Genomic DNA, 22844 nt, shown 5'->3' with positions numbered 1-22844 from the left:
ACACCTATTGCGCCAAAGCAACAAATGTCAACAAAGAATAAACGCAACTAGTTTGACAGGGTTACTTCACATAGTCATGCACTAAAAATATTGTCATTACTACTATATACATAGAACTGCTTGACGATTGTCTGCGCTGTTTTTTTTGTGTTTAATCTACCCGCAGCTTTTTAAAAAATGCGGGTGGAAGTTTGCGAATTGAGGTTTGAAAATAATGCCGAAAAAATCAATATTGTTAGCTGAGAATTTAGCATATAAACTCAGCGTAGATAGAACTTTGTTTCAAGGAGTTCATCTGAATATCGACGCGGGCGATCGCATTGCTTTAATAGGTCGCAACGGTGTAGGAAAATCAACTCTACTCAAGATAATTGCAAGTCAACTCAGCCCCAATACAGGCTCAGTTTTGCGTCATGGTATTGTCTATTATTTACCACAAATCAGCACTATCAGACAAGAAGTTATATCAGAGACAGTGCTTAATTTTTTGATTTCTATCTTTGATGAATGGTGGAATATTGAGGAAATTTTACAAACACAATTCCACACAGTACTTGACTTATCTTTACCAATTACTAACTTGAGCGGTGGAGAACTTACTAAACTATTTCTAGCAATCGGTTTAGCTCAAAAAGCAGACTTGCTGTTACTTGATGAGCCAACAAATCACATGGATTTGCAAGCTTTAGAAAGCTTAAAGCAGTTCCTTCAAGATTTTGCAGGTGCTTTTGTAATTGTCTTGCATAAACCTTTTTTCTTAGACCAAGTGACAGATGTAACCTGGGAACTTACACCTGCTGGCGTGAAAGTATATGGCGGTAATTTCTCACACTATCGAGAACAGAAAGAAATAGAGTTAGAAGCGGCATTGCGATCGCACGAAGCTGCCAGAAAGGAACTCAAACGTACCCAAGCCACAGCGATGCAAGAACAACAACGCGCAGCCCAATCTAGTCGCAACGGTCGCGCCAAGTTTCTAAATGGTAGTATTGATAGAATGGCAGCAGGGCTGATTAAAACCAAAGCTGAGGTGTCTACCGGAACTGCGAAGAAGAAACATGAAGCAGCAGTAGCAAAGGCTAATCAAAAGGTTACAGAGACAAAGGTCAAAAGTACGAAAGTAACGAGTATTCAGCTAGAAGAAAAAAATCAAAAGCGCCGAAATCTAATCAATATCCAGGGTGCAAATCTTAGGATATCAGAGCGTCTATTGATTCAAAATATTCAACTGCATATATCATCTGGCGATCGCATTGCCATCATCGGCGCAAACGGTTCTGGTAAATCGAGTCTGGTAAAGGCAATTTTGGCAATGGAAAACCAAACAGCGGTTTTAGAATCAGGTGAGGTTTTACTCACACCAGCGATGAAAGCTGTATATCTCGATCAAACCTACGAATTGGTGAATCGCCGATGCACAATTCTGGAAAATATGCAAGCTGCCAATCCCGATCTCGGCTATCAGCTTTTGCGTCAACAATTGGGACACTTCCTCTTTAAATATGATGACGTTCACAAAAGCGCCTCTGTATTAAGTGGGGGTGAGTTAGCAAGATTAGCGCTCGCTATGATTAGTATCTCAGAAATCGATCTGCTGATTCTCGATGAGCCAACTAATAACCTGGATATTGAAACTGTTGAGCAAATGGTAGTAGGTATCAATGATTACCAAGGAGCTATTTGGGTAATTTCCCACGATATCGATTTCCTCAGCCGGATTAACATTACCCAAGGTTTTAAATTGAGGGAACAAACTTTGCAAACGACGACTTATTTACCGAGTACACCAGAGCAATATTATCGAGAGTTGCTGGAATGCGATCAATAAAGCGATCGCCTCATGTAAATTTCTAGCTCAACAACAGAAGCCGCAAAGCATACAGGCAAGTTATAATTCTCTTGCGGTGCAACGTAACAAAAATTTATGAGTAATCCCCTTGTGCAAGCCTTTTTCGTAGGCAGAGCGGTAGCAGAAGTAGTTAATGAGCGTTTAGAGGTCGCCTTGACCGATGCTTTGAGCGATCTGGGCAAATTTGATGCAGAAGCTAGAGAGCAGCTGCGCCAGTTTACAGAAGAAGTCCTAGAGCGGGCAAATCGAGCAACAGAATCAGCTAATACTGGTCAAGCTACCGCCAGTACTGGGCAAGCCAGTTCTGATTCCGGTGACTTGCAAGCAGATATTGACGAATTAAGAGCAGAAATTGCCCTCTTACGAACAGAATTGCAACATTATCGCCGAACTTCTGCATAATTAGTCATTGGTCATTAGTCATTAGTCATTGGTGAAAAATTATGTACGAATGACATAGACGCGCCAGCGGCTACTCTACGAGTTCTCCGAAGGAGTACCCCCAGGGTAGGACAAATGACAAAGGACACTTAAGAAAAAAACAGTTTAGGAATCAGAGTGTCTTTTCTTCCAAGTGATTCGGTCGCAAACCAACGGTACACAAAGGATATGGAACAAGGTTATTCAGAGAAGGCATACCGTTGGAATCGGGAAAAATACTCTAGCAGACGGCGTTTTGTGGACATTTGGTCTTTTGTCTTGACCTTGTTGTTCAAACTTTGGCTGTACAACAAATCTTGGAGTTATCCGGGTGGTGTGACTGAGGCAAAGCAAGCGACAAGGCGCAAAACCCAAGCAGTCTGGATTCGCAATACCCTACTGGATTTAGGCCCAACCTTTATCAAAGTTGGGCAATTGTTTTCTACCCGTGCTGATATATTCCCTGGTGAATATGTAGAAGAACTGGCCAAGTTACAAGACAAAGTACCCGCATTTAGCTATGAGCAAGTAGAAGCGACCATTGAGAAAGAATTAGGCAAAAAAATTCCTGAACTTTTCCATAATTTTGAACCGATTCCCTTAGCTGCTGCTAGCTTGGGGCAAGTACACAAAGCTGTGCTGCATACTGGAGAATCGGTTGTTGTCAAGGTACAACGTCCTGGACTAAAGAAGTTATTTGAAATAGATTTACAGATTCTCAAGGGAATTACCCGTTACTTTCAAAACCATCCCAAATGGGGACGGGGACGAGATTGGTTGGGTATTTACGAAGAATGTTGCCGCATTCTTTGGGAAGAAATTGATTATCTTAACGAAGGTCGTAACGCCGATACTTTCCGCCGGAACTTTCGCGGCTACGATTGGGTGAACGTCCCTAGAATATACTGGCGTTACGCAACTTCTAGAGTGCTAACTTTAGAATATCTCCCTGGAATTAAAATTAGCCAATACGAAGCTTTAGAAGCAGCAGGTTTAGATCGAAAGGCGATCGCTCGTCAAGGCGCTCAAGCCTACTTACTACAATTACTCAATAGTGGCTTTTTCCACGCCGATCCTCACCCAGGTAATATTGCCGTGAGTGCAAACGGTGCTTTGATATTCTACGATTTCGGGATGATGGGGCGAATTAAGTCCAACGTCCGCGAAGGACTGATGCAAACACTGTTTGGCATTGCTCAAAAAGATGGCGATCGCGTTGTCCAGTCTCTCATCGATTTAGGTGCGATCGCCCCAACGGATGATATGGGCCCAGTACGGCGTTCTGTCCAGTACATGCTCGATCATTTCATGGATAAGCCCTTTGAGAACCAATCAGTTGCAGCAATCAGTGACGACCTTTACGAAATAGCTTATAATCAGCCATTTAGATTTCCAGCAACTTTCACTTTTGTGATGCGAGCCTTTTCTACCCTAGAAGGGGTAGGCAAAGGCTTAGATCCAGAATTTAACTTTATGGAAGTTGCCAAACCTTATGCAATGCAACTTATGACCGATATGAATGGTTCTGAGGGGAATAGCTTTCTTAACGAATTAAGTCGCCAAGCAGCTCAGGTAAGTAGTACTGCCTTTGGTCTACCACGTAGATTAGAGGATACACTAGAAAAGCTAGAGCAGGGAGACATGCGCTTGCGCGTTCGGTCTATAGAAACCGAACGCCTGCTGCGACGACAGAGCAGTATTCAGCTCTCAATCAGCTATGCTCTGTTGATCAGCGGTTTCACGCTTTCAGCTACTATCCTAGTGGTTAAGGATTATGTATGGCTGGCACTGCTGCCTGGTTTAATTGCAGCAGGGCTTTCAGTGATCCTGATCCGACTACTTTCACGCCTCGACCGTTACGATCGTATGTATTAATTGTTGCAGCAAAATTTATGAAACTTAATTTCACGGGTTTTAGCGATCCGGGACTTATTCGTTCTAATAATCAGGATGCTTACTATATTGACCCAGAAGGGCGGTTTTTCATTGTCGCCGATGGCATGGGTGGTCATGCCGGAGGTGAAGAAGCAAGTCGGATTGCCGCTGAAGAAATTCAGGCTTATTTAGTCGCCAATTGGGAATCTTCTAAATCTTCTCAAGAACTGCTAGAGCAAGCTTTGTGGGGTGCTAATGAAGCGATTTTACAAGATCAGCAAAGCCATCCCGAACGCGCCGACATGGGTACAACGGTTGTAGCAGTAATTTTTCGTGCCCCAGAGTCTCCCTGGTGCGCTCATGTTGGCGATTCCCGGCTGTATCGCTTCCGAGAGTTGCAATTAGAACAGGTAACAGAAGATCACACATGGGTTGCACGGGCGATCAAAATCGGTGACATCACCTTTGAAGAAGCGCGATCGCATCCTTTTCGTCATGTATTATCTCGCTGTTTAGGGCGTGAAGACTTGCATCAGATTGATGTGCAACCATTAGATGTAAAAGTTGGCGATCGCTTGCTCTTATGTAGTGATGGTCTTACAGAAGAACTTGTCGAGGAAAAGATTGCTAGCTGCCTCCAAGACACTCCTTGGCTTGATAAAGCCGCCATCTCTCTAATTGAGGCTGCCAAAGACCACGGAGGGCACGATAACATCACAGTTGTCATCCTCTCACTCGAAGAAAATAGTCATTAGTCATTGGTCATTGGTCATTTGTTATTTTCCAAGACAAAGAACAACTGAAAAATGATTAATCCGGTAAATATACTCAGTAATTTGTTCAGCGTGAGCATTTTTCCTTTTTACAATTTGATACAAATATTTTTAGCCTCCAAAATCACCTAATGAGGCTAAATTTGCATAAATTGATGAATTGACATCTTGCACGTAATAAGGTAAAGCGATTATAATTCACGCTTATTACCATTCATTTCCCAATCTCCTTAAAATTCTTGCCCTCTAAAGCTTCCTTTATACTGGAGCAGACAGCATCTTAAGGTTTTTTAAGCATAAGCAAAAAGACTAAGACGCTTAAGGGCAGCATCTAAATATTCCCCTCAAAGGAGAGTTAGATCGAGCAATGGTGAGTTAGGGAGGTAGTTATACCTATCTGAGACTAAATAAAGCCCATTTTCCGGAATATGGTTCGGTTGGCTTGGGTGGTATATCAGTAGGATTAGGTGCAAGATATCAGATCAGAAAAATTCCACATTTAGGATGTAGGCAATCTGTCAAACAGTTGTTATCTTTCTTAATACGGAGGAACAAATGTTGGACAAATATCAGTCCAATTATTATCCCATTTGGACTTCTGTGAGCGATATCACCTTTACACGTTGTTTTTTCGGAGTTAATTATGAATCAACCAATGAAACTATCCTTGGAACAGCAATTCAGTATATGCTCATTTTCCACTCAGGTGCAAAATATGAGCCACGAGCAAGCTAAAGACTTTTTAGTAAAGCTCTATGAGCAAATGGTCGTGCGTGAGGCAACCTATCAAGAACTGCTGAAGCATCAGTGGGGCTTAGATTCCGGTTCCACTATGGCATAGAATCGTTCTGATGTCGCAGTGGGCGACCTCCTTCTCTTGCTTGGTTCCAAGGAGGAAAAGAGCTGGGGATGTCGGGGCGTCAACTTCGATAAGTAACTCGACAAGAATGACACAAAATTTCAACTTACAAAACTAGCGAAATAATAAACATTGTCTACGGTATATTTGCTGGAGTCTAGACTTAACTTTAGCATTGTAGGCTAAATTTGTTGTTTGCTTTAGCCAAACTCCTTTTTGTTTTGTCTAGTCTGGGAACCACACCTGCGTAAATTTACAATTTCCTGGAATATCTACGACAAGAAGATTCAGAGAGAACTCATATAGCACTACTTTGGCTAGCTACCAATTTCACTCTTTATACATATAACTAGAACTTACCTCTTTATATATACTTTGTTTATAAAAGTTTACATTTCGGTAGTGACCAGCCCTTAATAACATTAAAAAATTATTCCTAGCTGCAAAGATCGTATGGGGAATCTGTGTCAATACTTTCCAGTTTTGTGATAATTTGAGGCTTAATTTTTTCGTACTCACTTTTTAGTAAATTTTTACTGATTTGCGGGTCGGCAGAAGACACCAGCGTGTTACTCATTGCGACCCACTCTTGCAGTCGTTGGCGCTGGGCAGAAGCGACGCTGGAAAGTAAGATATGGGTACAGCGATTTGGTGTTTCTCGTGCAAAGAATAACAAGCGGTAGTAACCCGTGTGCTGTAGTAACCGGACAATTTCTTGACCAAGACTGCTTTTGAGATCGAGGTAATAAGGCAACCATTTAGCACCATGCTTACGGTTATAGATGACAGTAATCCATAGCAGCATAGGATGGGGAATAGAGATGAACAGAAATTGGTTATAGCGGGTACAGAGTAAGCGTTTTTGAATTTCCTCTTGCGGTAGCATCACCCATAAAGCTGGTAAAGCCTCTCCACTGATGTGAATGGCCTGGGGAAAGACAATATCGGCAATTGGTTTACTGGGGGGCCAGGAAATGGCACGAGCGATTTCATCGTTTGACCAGGATACCCGCAACTCGGCTTTTGTCTTTTGTTCAAGCTCAGGACTAACTATAGTAGTAGGAACTAGGGCATGGCTGTCTTGTTTAACTTTGCGTGTATGCTCAGGCTTTTCTAGAGACGCTAGAACTTTGAGGATTTCATTGATAGTTTGGGGGCGATCGCGTGCTACCTTAGCGAGACAACTCATCACCAAATTTTCGAGTTCTCTTGGTAGTTCTAATCCAGGCGCGACCTCAGCAAAAGAACGTGGTTTTTGATAGTGATGTGTTTTATACCATGCTCCAAAAGAGTGAGTTGGTGCCACCAGTGGCATTTTGCCTGTGAGCATCTCAAACATCATGACGCCCAAACTATAAATATCAGCACGGTTGTCTAATTCCTTGCCCTCCATTTGTTCGGGAGAAGAATAAGCCAATGTCCCCAAATAGAATTTTGTGTGGTCGCCATCTGACTGTAATAATTTAGCAATACCAAAATCGAGAACCTTGACCAATTCCCCAAAACTGGGATCTTGAATCACCAGCATATTACTTGGCTTGACATCGCGATGGATAATTGGGCAAATAGTACCCTCAACTGGGATACCATCATGGGCGCACTGTAATCCCAGGCTGAGTTGACGCGCCATGCTCAGGAATCTTGCTAAAGGCAGTCGTTCCTTGCGAATAATATTGTTCAGGCTTTGTCCTTGTAAGTATTCCATAACGTAGAACGGGGTATTATTGTCATCTACGCCATAGTCCATAACTCTGACAATATGGATGCTTTTTTGCCCTAGTAAAGCACAGGTTTTTGCTTCTCGCTCAAAGCGGTCTTGCAATCGCATCTTTTCATTTTGGATTGATAGAGCGAGAAACTTAACTGCAACGGGTACACCTCCCAATAAAGTATCTTTAGCACGATAAACCCGACCCATTGCTCCAGTACCGATTAACTCCTGGAGTTGGTAGCGTTTGCTGAGTAAGCGACCAATGTTAGGGTCTGACATAGAAAATTCGACTCCAAAAGCAGGTTGTAAGTGTTTGGGAGGAAAAGTGCATTCAAACTGATATTTGAATTATTGTGCCCATAAATGACTTTCTAGGCTCGTACTGCAAAGCAGAAGTCGGAGAGCAAAGAGCTTATAGGATAAGCTTTTGTGCGATTTCCAATCGCCGCTTTATTTAGGCAGTGCTGTACTAGCTTTTTAAATCCTCTTTTAGGGGATTTAAACCACGCTCTGCCAGTTTGGAACCAAGATGGTTATTACAACTGGTGCAAGAGACTAAATCAAACAAGCAGAAAGGGTATATTTATAATGACGCTTTGTACCATTTGCACTTTAATTGTGATGTAATTTTAGTTTGCCCAATTTTGATGAAATAGATAACTACAGGATCTAGCAAAAACCTGAGTTAGGGAGTACTGCGCTTACCACAAAGTCCTGAGAACTGAGTCATAAGTGCAAATTTTTGAATATCAATAAAGCCTAAACGTTACAGCACTTACAGCAGCTATGAGGTACATTCTCAAATCTAAAAGCTTTGATAGGAGAGGACGAGGAGAAAAACTGTATTGCATAATAGCCGGAAGCGCTGTATTCAAGTAAGAATTTCTGTTTACCAGACAGAATTCAGGAGTACAGGAGTCAGAATTCAGCAATGTTTTCTGTGCGACTGGCGGATGAATAATCGGCGTTTTTGCACCCCCACCAAATTGAAAATTTGCTGGTGCAACAATTCAGTCGCGGGTCTAAATTCCCGACTGATAGCGCTGACGGCAAGCAATTCAGACGCTTAAGGATTTGCTTTGCGCGTCGCTATCGAGCATCATAGATATAATACAAATATATTACAGACTATCGACTGCTGATTTTCTCTAGCTTCCTAGCGCTCTTTTATTACTCTCGTCAGATTCAATTTGAAACCCTATTTTGCCGTTAGTCAGCGCAGGCGGACGAGAGTTTGTGTAGCCGCGATTTCTATTTGCTTGGATTATTCTATTTTTAGAGTCATAGAATAGCGCTAGAATCCCAGATGAGTGTAAAGTTTTGTGTATAAATTCAAAGTTATGCTATTTTTGCTATATTTACTTAAGTAAAGACAAAGTAGAAAGATTGTTTTTCCATTGAAAATAAAAGTAACCTCATCAAAAGCTTTCCAGATTTCTAGAAATCAATTTTCCTTTGCCTCAGGATATTTAATGAATTACCTAGACTAGCAAAATACATATTTACTTTCAACTTTAGACGCTTGTTTTAAAGAGAAATATTTTTTGCATAGAAACTATTTTAGACGAATATTATGAAAGCTTTAATTGTTACGTGTCACTTACCAACTGATAATAAAACTGATAAACATGGATGGTTTAAACGCTTAGAACTATTTATCGATGCACTCAAGGAAATTGCTGAGATCCACATTCTTTACTATCTTAGTAATGGACAAGAAAATTTGACCTTAGAAAAAAATGCTGAGATAGAAACAAATCTTAGTAATAAATTCAATAAGAAGGTTAGTTTATATATTTTCCCGTATGTAATGAGAGGTAACTTAGTAGGGAAAACAATAGATTTGATTTTAAATTTTTATGATCAAAAAAGATTATTTTCCAACAGAAACTCTTTAGAGACTAAATTTTTTCAAGAGAAACTTCAAATAATAAAACCTGATATAATATTTTTTAGTAGATTACTGTCAATTTTGCCAGCATTAGGTACTGAATATAAATATAACTTTCCTACTATTTTTTTTGATGTTGATGATATTTTCCACAGTGATTATTACAAGAGGCTATGGACATCTAAGTTACTTTATTTAGGGAATTACTGGGAGAATATTAAATCAGTTCCTCTTTTCTTTTTTCAGACTCTTTATAAAGAATTACTACTTTCTCGTGCTGTTGCAATTTCAGACTTAACATTTGTTTGTTCTGAGATCGACCGTAAATATGTTTCGGAAAAATTTAATGATTCTCAGGTTAAAACAGTAGCAAATGCTGTAACTATTCCAACGGCAAAAAGTTCGCTTCCTAACAACCAAAATTTGCTGTTTTTAGGAAATTATGACCAATCGCCTAATAATGTTATTGGTGCTAATTTCTTGATAGAGAAGATTTGGCCGCTTATTTATCAACAACAGCCAGAAGCACGTTTAATTATTGCTGGCAAGAATCCAGATAATATTCGTACTTATAATGATAATATTCCTGGAGTTGAATTTACAGGCTTTGTCACAGATATAAATGCTCTTTATGACCAAACTCGCGTCGTTTGTTGCCCAATTTTATCTGGAGGTGGTACTCGACTTAAAATCATCGAAGCAGCAGCCTATGGAAAACCAATTGTTTCAACTAGTGTTGGAGCAGAAGGGCTAGAAATAATAGACGGGAAAGAATACATACTTCGAGATCAGCCTGAAGATTTTGCCCAAGCTTGCCTAGAGTTATTTAGAAATGATTTTCTTTGCGAACGGCTAGGAAATCAAGCTCGTGCTGCTGCCATAAAACATTACGATCGCAACTCTATAGTTAATCTTATACAAAAATATTTTCAGCAGTTCTAAGAATAAGTTGATCGAATTGCCAAGGTTTTCTCCTAAGCGTTCACCGAAACAGTACTGAGTAACTCGGCTTAGAGTAAAAAAAGTAACAATCGCACTCAGCACTCCTGAAAGGGTAGCAAGGTGATATTCAAAATATGTAACGGAAAGCTTCTAGACTAGATGTACAGCAATGAGGTAGCCTTGCCCTTAACTTGATTGACGCTCTAGACTAGCTTCCATTGTGTTAGTTAAACAATGACCAGCCAAAATGCCACTACTGAGGTAATATGTATCTTCCGAAATCCGGTGTAGGGTTTCAAAGCCACTACGACGCTGACGATCGCCTAGTACCCAGTAACGCTGCACAATAGTATCTAAACCAATCCAGCCTTCGCCTTCAACCTGACCCAAAATATTATGTTGTAGTAAAAAAGTATATTGGCGCTCTCCCTCATGTAGCCGCCCCTTGTATTGTAGAGAGATTTCGGAGCGATCGCTACCTGGGAATATTAATTTTGTGGCCATAGTGAACCAGTTATCTCGATGCCAAGCTACCAAGGTCATACCCTTAACGCTGATTGGTGTACCATTACGTTCTAGCCAATTTCCTTGCATTGCCCAGCGTCCTGGTTCTAATAAAAAAGTATGAGCCACCTTTTATATTTCCTGTCTCGATCGAGTGCCGCCAAGACTACAGTTATAGCAGTGCTGAGTTAAGAGTTAGGAGTTAAGAGTTAGAAATTCTTTCCCTACTTTCCCATTCAGTACAGGCCAAACCTTAGCTATCAGCTAACAGCACTTAAGACTGACCTTGCTGAATTTCTCCCAAAAGCACTTCTAGAGGTGCGCCAGTGGCAGTAGGTAAATTGCCAGGAATACCCAAATTTCGCCAGTAGGCTAAAACTGCGAAAGCGATCGCTTCTTTAAAATCTGCACTCAAGCCGACTTCATCTGTAGTCCAGACTGGTATTGATGTCATCAACAACTGTAATCTTTGTTTGAGATAGAGATTGCGACTACCACCACCACATAATAGTACCCGTTGTGGCATTTCCGGCAAAAAAGTGCGGTAACTATGAACAATTGAAGCTGCTGTAAGTTGCGTGAGAGTTGCCAGTATATCAGCAGCATTAAGTTGGTATGCTTGGGCATCTTTTAAACACTGACGCAGATAAGTCACACCAAATAACTCTCGACCAGTGGATTTAGGCGGCGGTAGATGAAAGTAGTCTTGGCTTAACCATTGTTCTACCAATGCATCGCAAGGAGTCCCACTTGCTGCCCAATTGCCGTCTTCATCATAAGTTTTAGCACCAGCGCTTAAATGCTCCACCGCTAGATCCAACAGACTATTTCCTGGGCCAGTATCCCAAGCGCGAATTTTTGAGAGCCAGTCACCATACCGAGGCGGAATATAAGCAACATTGCCAATACCACCAATGTTTTGAATGCAACGCCCTTCCTGGGGATGACTGAGTAAATAAGCATCGACTCTGGGCACGAGAGGCGCACCATGACCACCAATAGCGATATCAGCAACACGAAAATTGCTCACAGTTGTAATAGCTGTAAGACGGGCAATTAATGCACCTCGCCCTAGTTGCAGACTGTAACCCAAAGGAGTGCTTGCTGTTAGCGGATAGCTAAGGTTTAGCCCGTGAGGAGTGAGCCTTCCTCTCTCCCTACTCCTCTGCTCCTCTGCTCCTTCTTTAGGTGGTCGATGATAAACTGTTTGACCGTGGGAACCAATGAGAGTAGCTGGCTGATGACCAATTTGAATATTTTGGGCAGCTTGAGCAAAGACAATGGCGATCGCATCATCTATTTCGGCTAATTCTGCCATTGAGATGGCAAGGCCTGCACCAACTGCTAATATTCTTTCTCTGAGTTCAGCTGGATAAGGATATGTTGCCCCAGCTAGCAACTCAATTTTGAGATCCGATTCTGTGCCGGAAATCTCTACTAACACGGCATCTATGCCATCTACGGATGTGCCACTAATTAAACCAATAACGCAAGTCGGAATAGCAACTTTTTCAGTCGGATGCATGGATCGAGATTCTTTTGTTGATTGCAAGAGGTAGTTTAATTCATGCTACTACCCATGTCAAAAAAACTCAGGCGGCATAGTTGACTGGAGAAAGACAATGATGAGAGGCAGCCTACAGCTACCTGTCAAAGAAGATTGTAGTTCCCTTGAACTAAAAAGAATAATTTTGAAATGACAGCAATTCCAGGGTTATGAAATGTCTTAGAACTATCTGAATATATTGTGAAAATTGATGCAATCGGTTGCCATAAACAGATTGTGAAGTTAATAACACAGCAAAATGCAGGTTATGTAATTAGCTGAAATCAGAACCGAAGTAATCTTGAACTTTGAGGTTGAAAAACTATTTAGCCAAGGGATAAGCACTGATTTTCAATGGTTTGGCAGCGCACAATGCCTCATGCCTTCTTGATCTATAACCCTAAAAATATAAACTGCCTGCGAATCACACAATGCAACTTTTTATAAATGAAGCTTGTTTACAATTTAGCACTGATGACTTCGCATTTTCTATATAAAGCTATAGATATCACAGAACATAAGATCAGTAATTATCCTTTAAATAAAGTCCAATAACCTGCATTTTTGTCTGCATATAGTCAAATCAAAAAAGTAGTAATCCCTCTGATGTTGGAATCTATAAACACGTCGCACAATGAGGCTATGAACACAAGAGATTAAAAAACGAAAAGGAATTATCAAATGAAAAATCTTCTAATTAAGTCTGCGATCGCTTCTGGTGTAATTTTGTCTTTAGCTACTATTACCCGTCCTGCAACGGCTGCGTCTTTTGCGGTCTCAATAGAAGGCGCAGGCGTACAAAATGCAAATTTATCAAATCTTGTTAATTCCCATATAGACACTTTTGACTCACAGACACAAGGTTATAGTGGAACAGGATTTGACTGGAAAGATGGACAAACAAAGATTGGTAGCTATAGCAATACTCTGATCGTAAATGCAGACCAATATGGTGCTGCTGGTGGAACAGGTAAGTATTTTGATGTAGACACGAATAGATCGGGTAATGGTCAAACAGTTTCCACCCTTAATTTGGCAACACCACAAAGTTACTTTGGACTTTGGTGGTCTGCGGGAGATGCTAACAACGTAATTACATTTCTTTCACAAGGTCAGGTTGTACAATCTCTAACCACCGCTGATGTTGTTAGTTATATCTCAAAGCTACCAAATAAAGCCAGCTACTACAGTAATCCTAATTCGACATTCCAAAATCAAAATTCTGGAGAACCCTATGCGTTCATCAACTTCTACGATGTTGGCGGAACTTTTGATCAGGTTCAATTCACCAATATTGGCGGAACTGGTTTTGAATCAGATAATCACACAGTTGCCACTAGCTACAAGAGTATCACCGGCAGTGTAGTTACTCAAGCTGTTCCTGAGTCTTCTTCTGTATTAGGAGTTTTTACGATTGGTTTTGTGGGTGCTGCCTCAGTTATGACTCGTCGAGCCAAGAAAAAATCAGTTTTGCAATTGTCTTAAGTCTAGTGGCTTGCAAGCAACGCAATTTCTAGCTTACATTAAGTATCTTCTGTGCTTCTGATGATAGATTAAGAGAATGTCACTCTCAAGCAATCGCCACTTTAATAGCACTGCTTTCAAGCAATTTTATTAAAGATACCAACTCTAGCTCAGTAAGATTTGCCTGATTTTCTCTATGCCTCACTCCCAGGCTCGACTTCGTGTAGCGTGCCGTAGGCAAGATTTCAGAAGTTCCAGCGAAAAGTCAACATTAAATGCAAGTTAGGGCGAGCTTACTTAGGTAAACTCGCCCTAATTGTTTGGTGATTTATTTTATGAGCAGCCAACTCTACAACACTTAAATTGCCTTCTGCTAGGAGATATTGGCTAAAAGCTTAACTTGGCATAGAACTGATCCCAAAACCCAAGTCTTAAGAATCGATATGATAGAAAAGTAGATAAAATTTAAAGAATATTTATCGAATGGTGTTTCAATCATCTGGCTTGTCCAAGGTCAAAGACTCACTAAGACAAAAAATCTTCTTGGGTAATGAACCCAATGCAGAGTTAATTGCAATTCTCACTGTTTACTTTGTTCAAGGAATTTTAGGGCTATCGCGTCTAGCCGTGAGCTTTTTCCTCAAAGATGAACTGCTGCTAAGTCCAGTCCAGGTATCGGCACTATTGGGAATTGTTTTCCTACCTTGGATGATCAAGCCAGTGTTTGGTTTTATCTCTGATGGTTTGCCTATATTTGGCTATCGTCGGCGTCCTTACTTGATTTTATCTGGGATATTGGGAACTGCTGCTTGGGTAAGTCTGGCCACAATAGTTCATACTAGCTGGGCAGCTACCTTAGCGATCGCTCTTAGTTCTCTTTCCGTTGCGATGAGTGATGTCATAGTTGACTCGCTGGTTGTGGAACGTGCCAGAGGCGAGTCGCAAGCAACAGCCGGTTCATTACAATCTCTATGCTGGGGTGCTTCTGCGATCGGAGGTTTAATTACAGCATACTTTAGCGGTCTGCTACTTCAATACTTTACTACCCGTACCGTCTTTGGGATTACCGCTTTCTTTCCTCTCATCGTTTCAGGGGTAGCTTGGTTAATTGCTGAGTCACCCATTCGTCAAGATTCTCAAGATAGTAATCAGACAAACCCCCTACCCATCAAACATCAACTGGGGCAGCTACGCCAAGCCATTACCCAAAAAACAATTTGGCTACCAACGGCATTCGTCTTCATCTGGCAAGCTACCCCAAATGCTGACTCGGCCTTTTTCTACTTCTCTACCAATGAACTACATTTTGAACCAGAATTTTTGGGGCGGGTACACTTGGTAACAAGTTTCGCTTCTTTAGCAGGCGTTTGGATTTTTCAACGTTTCCTCAAAAGCATCCCTTTTCGAGTGATTTTTGCTTGGAGTACTGTTCTTTCGTCAATTTTGGGGATGACGATGCTCTTGTTAGTGACTCACACAAACAGACTATTGGGTATAGATGACCACTGGTTTAGTTTGGGTGATAGTCTTATTCTCACTGTAATGGGTAAAATTACCTTTATGCAAGTGATGGTGTTAGCAGCAAGGCTTTGTCCACCTGGAGTGGAAGCAACATTATTTGCCTTGTTAATGTCGGTTTTTAATTCAGCAGCAACGGTTTCCCATGCATTTGGGGCATTAATCACCTATTGGCTGGGGATCACCGCCACGAACTTTGAATCACTTTGGCTATTAGTACTAATTACTAATCTCAGCACCCTGTTACCCCTACCATTTATTAATTGGCTACCTGCTGCTGAAGAGCAAACTGAGACACCCAAAGATGGGGAAAAAGCCTTTTTGCCAGATTTGATGTCTGAGTTGGTATTGAGAGAACCAGAGTCGAAAATAGTCGAATAGTGGAATAAATCTCACGCTAAGTCGAGGGATTGTCCTGCCTTCGCGTTGTAGTAAAGCTGCAAAAAAATTCTTTTGGGCTATTACATATTTTTGTCCAAAATAACTAGAAAAAACAAAGTACATACGTTTGAAAAGTCAAGAAACCCCAGTTACAGAAAAATCCTACACTCGTGCAGACTGGCAAGGAGGATATCAATCTCTAACCCAAGAGTTTGATTATTGGATTGATGATATAGAAGGGCAAATTCCCACAGAGTTACAAGGTACGCTATGTTTTTGCGGAAATTTGATCTCTTATATCATGTCCGCCTAATTAGTTATAATTCCCGCATCTGTGCAAAAACCAGGAAACCCTCTTTCTCCCTGCCCCCTGCTCCCTGCCCCCTTGCCGTCTTAATGATAAGTCTTTAACCGGACACGATATTATTTGGGTGAAATCATTTTTTCGCTAGCAATGATATGTAAATCGATGTTTTTGAGTAAGCGTACCAATTTTTGCGTCAAAGATCCTTTGAGAAACATAAGCCAGCGCGATCGCTGACTTTCACCAATCACAATCTGGGTGATCCGATGTTTCTCGGCGACTTCAGCGATCGCATTAGCGACGTTACTATTGGTAACACGAAGAAAAGTACCTTCAAATTCTTTACAGAGTTTCTCGCAGGTGTGGATGTGTAAGCTTTCTTCTTTGGTGAGGAAGCGCTCTGGATTGGCAACGAATAAAGTATAAAGTGGGGCGTTCATATAGTTAGCTAGCCTTGCACCCCGGCGTAACAGTTGCACTGAGTTGGGATAGGTGGATACGCACACCAAAACTCGCTCGTGAATATTACAAAATTGCCCATTTGGAGTAGAGGCGATCGCATTTCCTTCTACATTGTCTGCTACTTCGCGCAAAGCCAACTCCCGCAAAGCAATCAGGTTACGGCGTTGGAAAAAATTATCGAGGGATTGTTGGATTTTTTCTGGTGCGTAAATCTTACCTTCTAATAACCGTTCTTGCAGCGTTTCCGGCGTGACATCTATTACTACTATTTCATCTGCTTCATCCAGAATCCTGTCAGGAACTCGCTCACGGACTACTACACCAGTAATTCTAGCTACTAAGTCATTGAGACTTTCCAAATGTTGGACATTCATTGTGGAGTAGACATCAATACCTGCTGCCAAAACTATTTCGACATCTTCGTAGCGTTTTTCGCGTGGGGAACCAGGGACATTGGTATGGGCAAGTTCATCGATTAAGACTAATTGGGGCGATCGCTCCAAAATAGCATTTGTATCCATATCCGTTAGTGTCAGTTCACCCTGCGGATATTGCTTACGGGGTAAAATCTCCAGTCCCTCTGCCTTCTCAACTGTCTCCTTACGTCCGTGGGTTTCTAAAAGCCCAACGATGACATCAATTCCTTCATGTTTGAGTGCGTGTCCCTCTTCCAGCATCCGATAAGTTTTGCCTACTCCAGGAGCCATACCAATAAATATCTTGTGCTTACCCCGTCGTCGTGGTGGATAAAGCGAGTAACTTGCAGAATTTAAAGCTACAGTGCCAGCCGAACCAGTATTATTATCTGACATTTCATTCTTGGTTTCTATCGCAATCCTATTTCATCGGAAAACGGCGCTTTACCCAATGCCCACTTACTGATTTTGCTGACGATTAATATCTTGCAAGTCAAGAGCATAATTCAATCGGAGAACATTAACTCCTGGTTCGCCAAAAATCCATAAAAATCTGCTATCAGTATACTTGTTAATTAAACGTAGGATCTCATCTTCTTTTACTTTTCGCGCACCAGCAACCCGAGCTAATTGCTGCCGTGCTGCTTTGAAGGAAATATGCGGATCTAAACCAGACCCAGATGTATAAATTATATCAGCAATCGGTTGCAGATTTTCGTCTCGCAATTGATTTGCGTCTTCTAGAATCCGCTTCATTAGTTCTGGATTGCTAGCAGCGAGATTGCTGGCTCCAGATATGCCAGTTGGCTTGGCTTTTTTTCCTTGGCTATATCTAACAGTACTGGGACGGGGATGGAAATATCGTTCAGATGTGAACACCTGCCCGATCAAAGCTGAACCAATTGGTTCATTATTTAGATTCAGCATAATGCTGCCATTAGCTTGATAGTGGAAAAAAACTTGACCCACTACAAGGATGATTAGGGGATAGATAATTGCAGTCAACAACCAAAGCATTAGAGTTATAAAAATTGCTCTGATGGTTTCTCGAATAATAGCCATAATAAGTTTTCCAATTGCTCCTAGAATTTTATTTTTTATTTTTATTTTTTATTCTTTTGCCCACTCAGCAAGAAGTTAAAGAATGCTGTTAGCAACAGCATAAAACACTGGGGCAACTACCACATTCAAACACAGCAGGCTAAAAATAGCGAGTGGTAGGTGTTGTTTCGGCTATTGCAAGCAAACAAAGGATATTGCCGAAGCAGTGCTGAATTAAAACGATGTTTATTCATATTCTTCTTTTTCCTTTTCTCAACAGGTAAAAATAAAAATGTTTATTATTTTACTTTAGTCAAGATGTGTTAGTTTCCCTAAGAGGATGTTTGAAAAGTATTAGGCAATAGAATGAGACTGTTGATCAATTCACGGTGGGTTTGACCCCTCACCCCTAAAACATTGGTTTGGCGTTGCATTCCCGCCCTGAAATCAATTTCGGGCTAATAGCTCAAGTCCGTTGAAACGAACCCAAATCAGAGTAATCAGGAATGATGGGTTAGACTCCCTATTAATTCGCCAACAGTCTCATAGAATTCGCTACTACACAAAACTTAGTCACCTCCGTGGACTAAGATACAATCAGGGGTTTTTAACCCACGGGGGTGGGTTTGGTTTGTGTAGCAGCGACTTCCAGTCGCCCGGTGAGTAATAAATTAGACTTTTCAAACATCCTTTAAGCCAAACCCATAACTGTAATCAGTATATCGATCAACTTAATCGCAATAAACGGCGCAATCACCCCACCTAAGCCGTAAATTAAGATATTGCGTTGGATTAGCTGATTAGCAGTCAACGGTCTAAATCGCACACCCTTCAATGACAAGGGAATCAAAGCGGGAATAATCAAAGCATTATAAATCAGCGCTGATAGTACAGCAGATTTCGGGCTAGTCAAATTCATAATATTTAGGCTTTGCAAGTTAGCAGCGACAAATATCACTGGGATAATTGCAAAATATTTAGCAATATCATTAGCGATGGAAAATGTCATCAATGCCCCGCGAGTAATCAACAATTGTTTACCAATGCTAATGATATCGATCAGCTTTGTGGGATCGGAGTCCAAATCGACCATGTTAGCGGCTTCTTTGGCAGCTTGCGTCCCCGTATTCATGGCAACGCCGACGTTAGCTTGAGCTAATGCTGGAGCATCGTTAGTTCCATCTCCCGTCATGGCAACCAGTTTGCCTGCGGCTTGTTCCTTTTTAATGACGTTAATTTTGTCTTCTGGTGTGGCTTCGGCAATGAAGTCATCCACGCCTGCTTCTTTGGCAATGACCGAAGCTGTAATTCGGTTGTCTCCAGTTAGCATGATGGTACGCACTCCCATCCGTCGCAGTTGCTCAAAGCGATCGCGGATACCAGGTTTAACTATATCTTTGAGATAAATAATCCCGTAAATTTCGTTATCTAGGCTGACTGCTAGGGGTGTGCCTCCCAGGCGAGAAACTCGTTCGTAGACAGCATTTAATTCTGGTGTATCGCCGCGTCCGTTGCGGGAACGTACAAATCCTTTAATAGCTTCTACTGCTCCCTTTCTAGCCTCATACCCACCAGGTAAGTTAGTGCCACTCATCCGGGTTTTGGCGGAAAAACTAACTCCTTCTGCCTGGTTGGGGTCAAAATCAAACCGTGCTACCAACTTTTCTGCGAGTCGGACAATGGATTTACCTTCTGGTGTATCGTCAAAGACACTAGCCGCCCAGGCAACATTAGCAATTTCTGACATTGAATGACCGTTGATGGGAATAAACTCTTCCGCCAAACGGTTGCCAAGGGTAATTGTACCTGTCTTATCAAGAACTAGAGTGTTGATATCACCACAGGCTTCGACTGCTCGTCCTGAAGTTGCAATGACATTAAATCGGGCAACTCGATCCATACCAGCAATGCCAATGGTACTTAGTAAGCCGCCAATGGTTGTAGGAATTAATGCTACTAATAGGGCAATTAAAATTGGTATACTGACTGGACTGTTGACATAGTAAGCAAGTGCAGGCAGAGTTACCACTACTAACAAAAATACTAAGCTGAGAACTGCCAGCAATACTGTCAGAGCAATTTCATTGGGTGTTTTACTGCGTTCTGCCCCTTCTACCAAGGCAATCATCCGGTCAATAAAGCCTTTACCTGGATCGGATGTAATGCGAATAATTAGCTCATCTGAGATAATTCGCGTCCCACCAGTGATAGAACTGGCAACATCGGAACCTGATTCTTTTAATACTGGTGCGGATTCACCTGTAATTGCCGATTCATCCACTGAGGCGACACCCATAATTACTTCGCCATCAGCGGGGATGATATCGCCAGCAACGACGTAGATGGTATCACCTTGTTTGAGGCTAGTGGATGAAACTTCGCTAAGGGTGCCATCAGGAGCAAGTTTTTTGGCGATCGTCTCTGATTTCGTTAACCGCAAGGCATCAGCTTGGGCTTTACCCCGCCCTTCTGCCACTGCTTCGGCAAAATTGGCAAACCAAACTGTAAAGAATAAAATTCCCGATAACAAGCCGTTGAAAAGTTGCGGGTTCTTTTGAAGGGCTGGGCCAAATAGGTTGGGATCAATCGTTAGCAATAGGATGATGATTGTCCCTACCCAAACCACAAATATCACTGGATTTTTAATTGCATACTTAGGGTTGAGCTTGACAAAAGCATCTCTAATTGCCCTTAAGTACAGCCATTTATTACTTGCCCTGGGCTTTTTACGTCCTTTGCGGCGATCGCCAGAACGAGAATTTGGGCGTCTAGCTTTGAAGTTAGTTGCCACTTGATTCATAAATAAAGTTAGAAGTGAGAAGTACAGACGCGGTGAATCGCGTCTGTACAGGAGTTAGGAAGTAGAGGATTAATCGCGTCTGTAAGGAAGTTAGGAGTTATTAGGAACTTCTAATAAAATATCCAACCTGTAGGGTGGCGTTAGTAAGACACTCTACGAAACTGGATAATTTATTTATTTTTTAGTATTCTCTTAATTCCAAACTCATCACTCATAACTCATAAATTTTCTAACTGCCAGATGCTAGCTTTAAACCCTCAGCTATGGGGCCTAAAGCCAGAACGGGAAAGAAAGTCAATACTCCTAAAACCAGCGTCACTCCAGCTGTGATACCAGTAAATACCAGGGAATCAGTTCTTAATGTACCAGGGGTTTCGGGGACTGGTTTTTTGCGAGACATGCCGTCAGCCAACAGCAGGATGGCAATTATCGGAATGTAGCGTCCTCCTATTAAGCTAACTAAAGTACTCAAGTTCCACCACAAGGTGTTATCCCTCAACCCCTCTAAGCCAGAGCCATTGTTTGCTGCTGCTGAGGCGTATTCATAAACTACTTGAGAAATACCGTGATAGCCAGAGTTGCTAATTCCAGATAGGGAGATGGGATAAGCTAGAGCGATCGCACTGGGAATCAAAACTAGAATTGGGTGAATCAACAGCACGACGCTAGCAAGGACGATTTCTCGCTTTTCAATTTTGCGTCCTAAAAACTCTGGGGTGCGTCCTGCCATTAGTCCAGTGAGGAACACTGTGAGAATTAAGTAAATAAATAAGTAAGCTGTTCCAGTTCCTTGACCACCCCAGAGAACCTGGATAAATAAGTTGAAGAGAGTCGAAAATATTCCTTGCGGCATCAAAGAATCGTGCATCCCATTTACCGCACCAGACATAGTAGCAGTAGTCATCACTGCCCAAAATGCCGTTTGTGCCCAGCCAAATCGAACTTCTTTACCCTCTAAATTAGGCTGTTCTAATCCAAAAGCGTTATTAACTAGGGGATTACCTTGTAGTTCTCCTACGGCTGTCACTCCCACTAGAACTACAAAAATCACGAACACCATCCAAAAAAGTAGCCAAGCTTGTTTGATGTTGTTGGCAAATATACCGTAGGTGTAAATCAAGGCTGCTGGGATAGAAATCATGGCGATCATTTCTATCAAATTAGAAGCGCCATTGGGATTTTCAAAGGGATGTGCTGAGTTGACGCTAAAAAAGCCGCCGCCGTTCTCGCCCAAAAGTTTGATCATTTCAAAGGATGCTACTGGGCCTCTGGCAAGATATTGCGTCCCGCCTTCTAAGGTTCTCACATCCAGAGTGTTCGCTAATGTTTGTGGCACACCTGTTACCAGCAAAGCGATCGCACCAATAATCGAAATCGGCAGCAATATTCGCGTAATTCCACGAACTAGATCGACGTAAAAGTTACCCAGCCGTCTACCCGTCAACCCGCGAATAAAGGCAATTCCTACAGATAAACCGGTAGCTGCGGAGGTGAACATCAAAAAGCCTAAAGCCGCTACCTGGCTAAAATAGCTTAAGGTTGTCTCACCAACATAGTGTTGCTGGTCGGTATTTGTCACAAATGAAATAGTTGTGTGCAGTAATACATCCCAAGTAGGCGCACCAAAGGCATTGGGATTCCAGGGTAAGAGTCTCTGAAAATATATCAGCAAATATACTGCAATGCCCATAATGATGTTACTGCACAATACAGCTCGGATATACTGCCAACCCGTCATATCATCTTTTCTCCGAACACCTGCTAGTACGAACATACTTCGCTCTATGGGGTTCATTAAAAAATCCAGCAGTGTTCTTTCTCCCAAAAAGACACGTGCTATGTATCTTCCAAATAGCGGAGTGATTGTTATGACAATAAACAGCGTTAAGCCTATTTGCAAAAAACCTTGTCCCATATATTTTGTGCTAAATTAAATTTGAGTGCTAACAAGCCAATTCTGAGAAATAACAGATTAACTGTGGGAATATTTAATTTCGAGAGATTTACTATTTTCCAGATAATTGTTAAAGTCTTTGTTAAGAATATTTAATTTTTACTCTTAATTCATTTATCTCACTAGTTAGGATT

Annotated in this window: 15 protein-coding genes and 1 pseudogene; 9 read left to right on the top strand and 7 right to left on the bottom strand. The window is 41.6% G+C overall.

Annotated features, from left to right (window positions below):
• Nucleotides 1–214: 214 nt before the first annotated feature.
• The 5 genes from abc-f (at nucleotide 215) to V7L31_RS22845 (ending at nucleotide 5758) form a co-directional block, all read left to right on the top strand.
• A complete protein-coding gene (gene abc-f / locus V7L31_RS22865; RefSeq protein WP_334698383.1) occupies nucleotides 215–1828 on the top strand; it encodes a ribosomal protection-like ABC-F family protein in 1614 nt (537 codons plus the stop codon).
• A gap of 96 nt (nucleotides 1829–1924) precedes the next feature.
• Entirely contained in the window at nucleotides 1925–2251 is a 327-nt protein-coding gene (locus V7L31_RS22860) for a DUF6825 family protein (protein ID WP_334698382.1), read from the top strand.
• A 207-nt stretch (nucleotides 2252–2458) separates the two neighbouring features.
• The gene (locus tag V7L31_RS22855; protein ID WP_334698390.1) at nucleotides 2459–4144 is read left to right on the top strand and encodes an ABC1 kinase family protein; all 1686 of its coding nucleotides are present in this window, start codon (nucleotides 2459–2461) and stop codon (nucleotides 4142–4144) included.
• Between the two features lie 17 nt (nucleotides 4145–4161).
• The gene (locus V7L31_RS22850) at nucleotides 4162–4899 is read left to right on the top strand and encodes a Stp1/IreP family PP2C-type Ser/Thr phosphatase (RefSeq protein WP_334698381.1); all 738 of its coding nucleotides are present in this window, start codon (nucleotides 4162–4164) and stop codon (nucleotides 4897–4899) included.
• A gap of 661 nt (nucleotides 4900–5560) precedes the next feature.
• Nucleotides 5561–5758: an NblA/ycf18 family protein gene (locus V7L31_RS22845; RefSeq protein WP_094348015.1), complete on the top strand. Its 198-nt coding sequence runs from the start codon at nucleotides 5561–5563 to the stop codon at nucleotides 5756–5758.
• A 454-nt stretch (nucleotides 5759–6212) separates the two neighbouring features.
• Here V7L31_RS22845 and V7L31_RS22840 read toward each other — a convergent pair whose 3' ends face one another.
• Nucleotides 6213–7766: a serine/threonine-protein kinase gene (locus V7L31_RS22840; RefSeq protein WP_334698380.1), complete on the bottom strand. Its 1554-nt coding sequence runs from the start codon at nucleotides 7764–7766 to the stop codon at nucleotides 6213–6215.
• A gap of 1294 nt (nucleotides 7767–9060) precedes the next feature.
• Between V7L31_RS22840 and V7L31_RS22835 the strand changes: the two genes are divergently transcribed.
• Nucleotides 9061–10320 carry a glycosyltransferase gene (locus tag V7L31_RS22835; protein ID WP_334698379.1) on the top strand — a complete coding sequence of 420 codons (1260 nt, stop codon included), beginning with the start codon at nucleotides 9061–9063 and terminating at the stop codon, nucleotides 10318–10320.
• A gap of 186 nt (nucleotides 10321–10506) precedes the next feature.
• Here V7L31_RS22835 and V7L31_RS22830 read toward each other — a convergent pair whose 3' ends face one another.
• On the bottom strand, nucleotides 10507–10953 hold the full coding sequence (locus V7L31_RS22830; RefSeq protein WP_334698378.1) for a hypothetical protein: 447 nt from the start codon (nucleotides 10951–10953) through the stop codon (nucleotides 10507–10509).
• A 145-nt stretch (nucleotides 10954–11098) separates the two neighbouring features.
• Nucleotides 11099–12349, bottom strand: coding sequence for an anhydro-N-acetylmuramic acid kinase (locus tag V7L31_RS22825; RefSeq protein ID WP_334698377.1), 1251 nt, complete (start codon nucleotides 12347–12349; stop codon nucleotides 11099–11101).
• Nucleotides 12350–13051: 702 nt separating this feature from the next.
• On the opposite strand from V7L31_RS22825, the gene V7L31_RS22820 reads away from it, so the two are divergent.
• From V7L31_RS22820 to V7L31_RS22810, 3 genes and pseudogenes are all read left to right on the top strand, one after another.
• The gene (locus tag V7L31_RS22820; protein WP_334698376.1) at nucleotides 13052–13855 is read left to right on the top strand and encodes an Npun_F0296 family exosortase-dependent surface protein; all 804 of its coding nucleotides are present in this window, start codon (nucleotides 13052–13054) and stop codon (nucleotides 13853–13855) included.
• A 462-nt stretch (nucleotides 13856–14317) separates the two neighbouring features.
• Nucleotides 14318–15733, top strand: coding sequence for a folate/biopterin family MFS transporter (locus V7L31_RS22815; protein WP_334698375.1), 1416 nt, complete (start codon nucleotides 14318–14320; stop codon nucleotides 15731–15733).
• 121 nt (nucleotides 15734–15854) lie between these two features.
• A pseudogene (locus V7L31_RS22810) lies at nucleotides 15855–16004 on the top strand (Apocarotenoid-15,15'-oxygenase); the annotation flags it as partial.
• Nucleotides 16005–16156: 152 nt separating this feature from the next.
• Here the strand turns inward: V7L31_RS22810 and V7L31_RS22805 are convergent.
• The 4 genes from V7L31_RS22805 to kdpA all read right to left on the bottom strand — a co-directional run bounded on the left by V7L31_RS22805 (nucleotide 16157) and on the right by kdpA (nucleotide 22671).
• On the bottom strand, nucleotides 16157–17311 hold the full coding sequence (locus V7L31_RS22805; protein WP_334698374.1) for a universal stress protein: 1155 nt from the start codon (nucleotides 17309–17311) through the stop codon (nucleotides 16157–16159).
• Between the two features lie 63 nt (nucleotides 17312–17374).
• Nucleotides 17375–17977 (bottom strand): K(+)-transporting ATPase subunit C, encoded by a 603-nt coding sequence (kdpC, locus tag V7L31_RS22800; protein WP_334698373.1) that lies wholly within the window; start codon nucleotides 17975–17977, stop codon nucleotides 17375–17377.
• Nucleotides 17978–18647: 670 nt separating this feature from the next.
• Nucleotides 18648–20756 carry a potassium-transporting ATPase subunit KdpB gene (kdpB, locus tag V7L31_RS22795; RefSeq protein ID WP_334698372.1) on the bottom strand — a complete coding sequence of 703 codons (2109 nt, stop codon included), beginning with the start codon at nucleotides 20754–20756 and terminating at the stop codon, nucleotides 18648–18650.
• A gap of 229 nt (nucleotides 20757–20985) precedes the next feature.
• Nucleotides 20986–22671: a potassium-transporting ATPase subunit KdpA gene (gene kdpA, locus V7L31_RS22790; RefSeq protein ID WP_334698371.1), complete on the bottom strand. Its 1686-nt coding sequence runs from the start codon at nucleotides 22669–22671 to the stop codon at nucleotides 20986–20988.
• Nucleotides 22672–22844 lie beyond the last annotated feature (173 nt).

The sequence above is a fragment of the Nostoc sp. genome, from assembly GCF_036916655.1.
Taxonomy (GTDB): Bacteria; Cyanobacteriota; Cyanobacteriia; order Cyanobacteriales; family Nostocaceae; genus Nostoc.
This window is presented reverse-complemented; position numbering and strand designations above follow the sequence as displayed.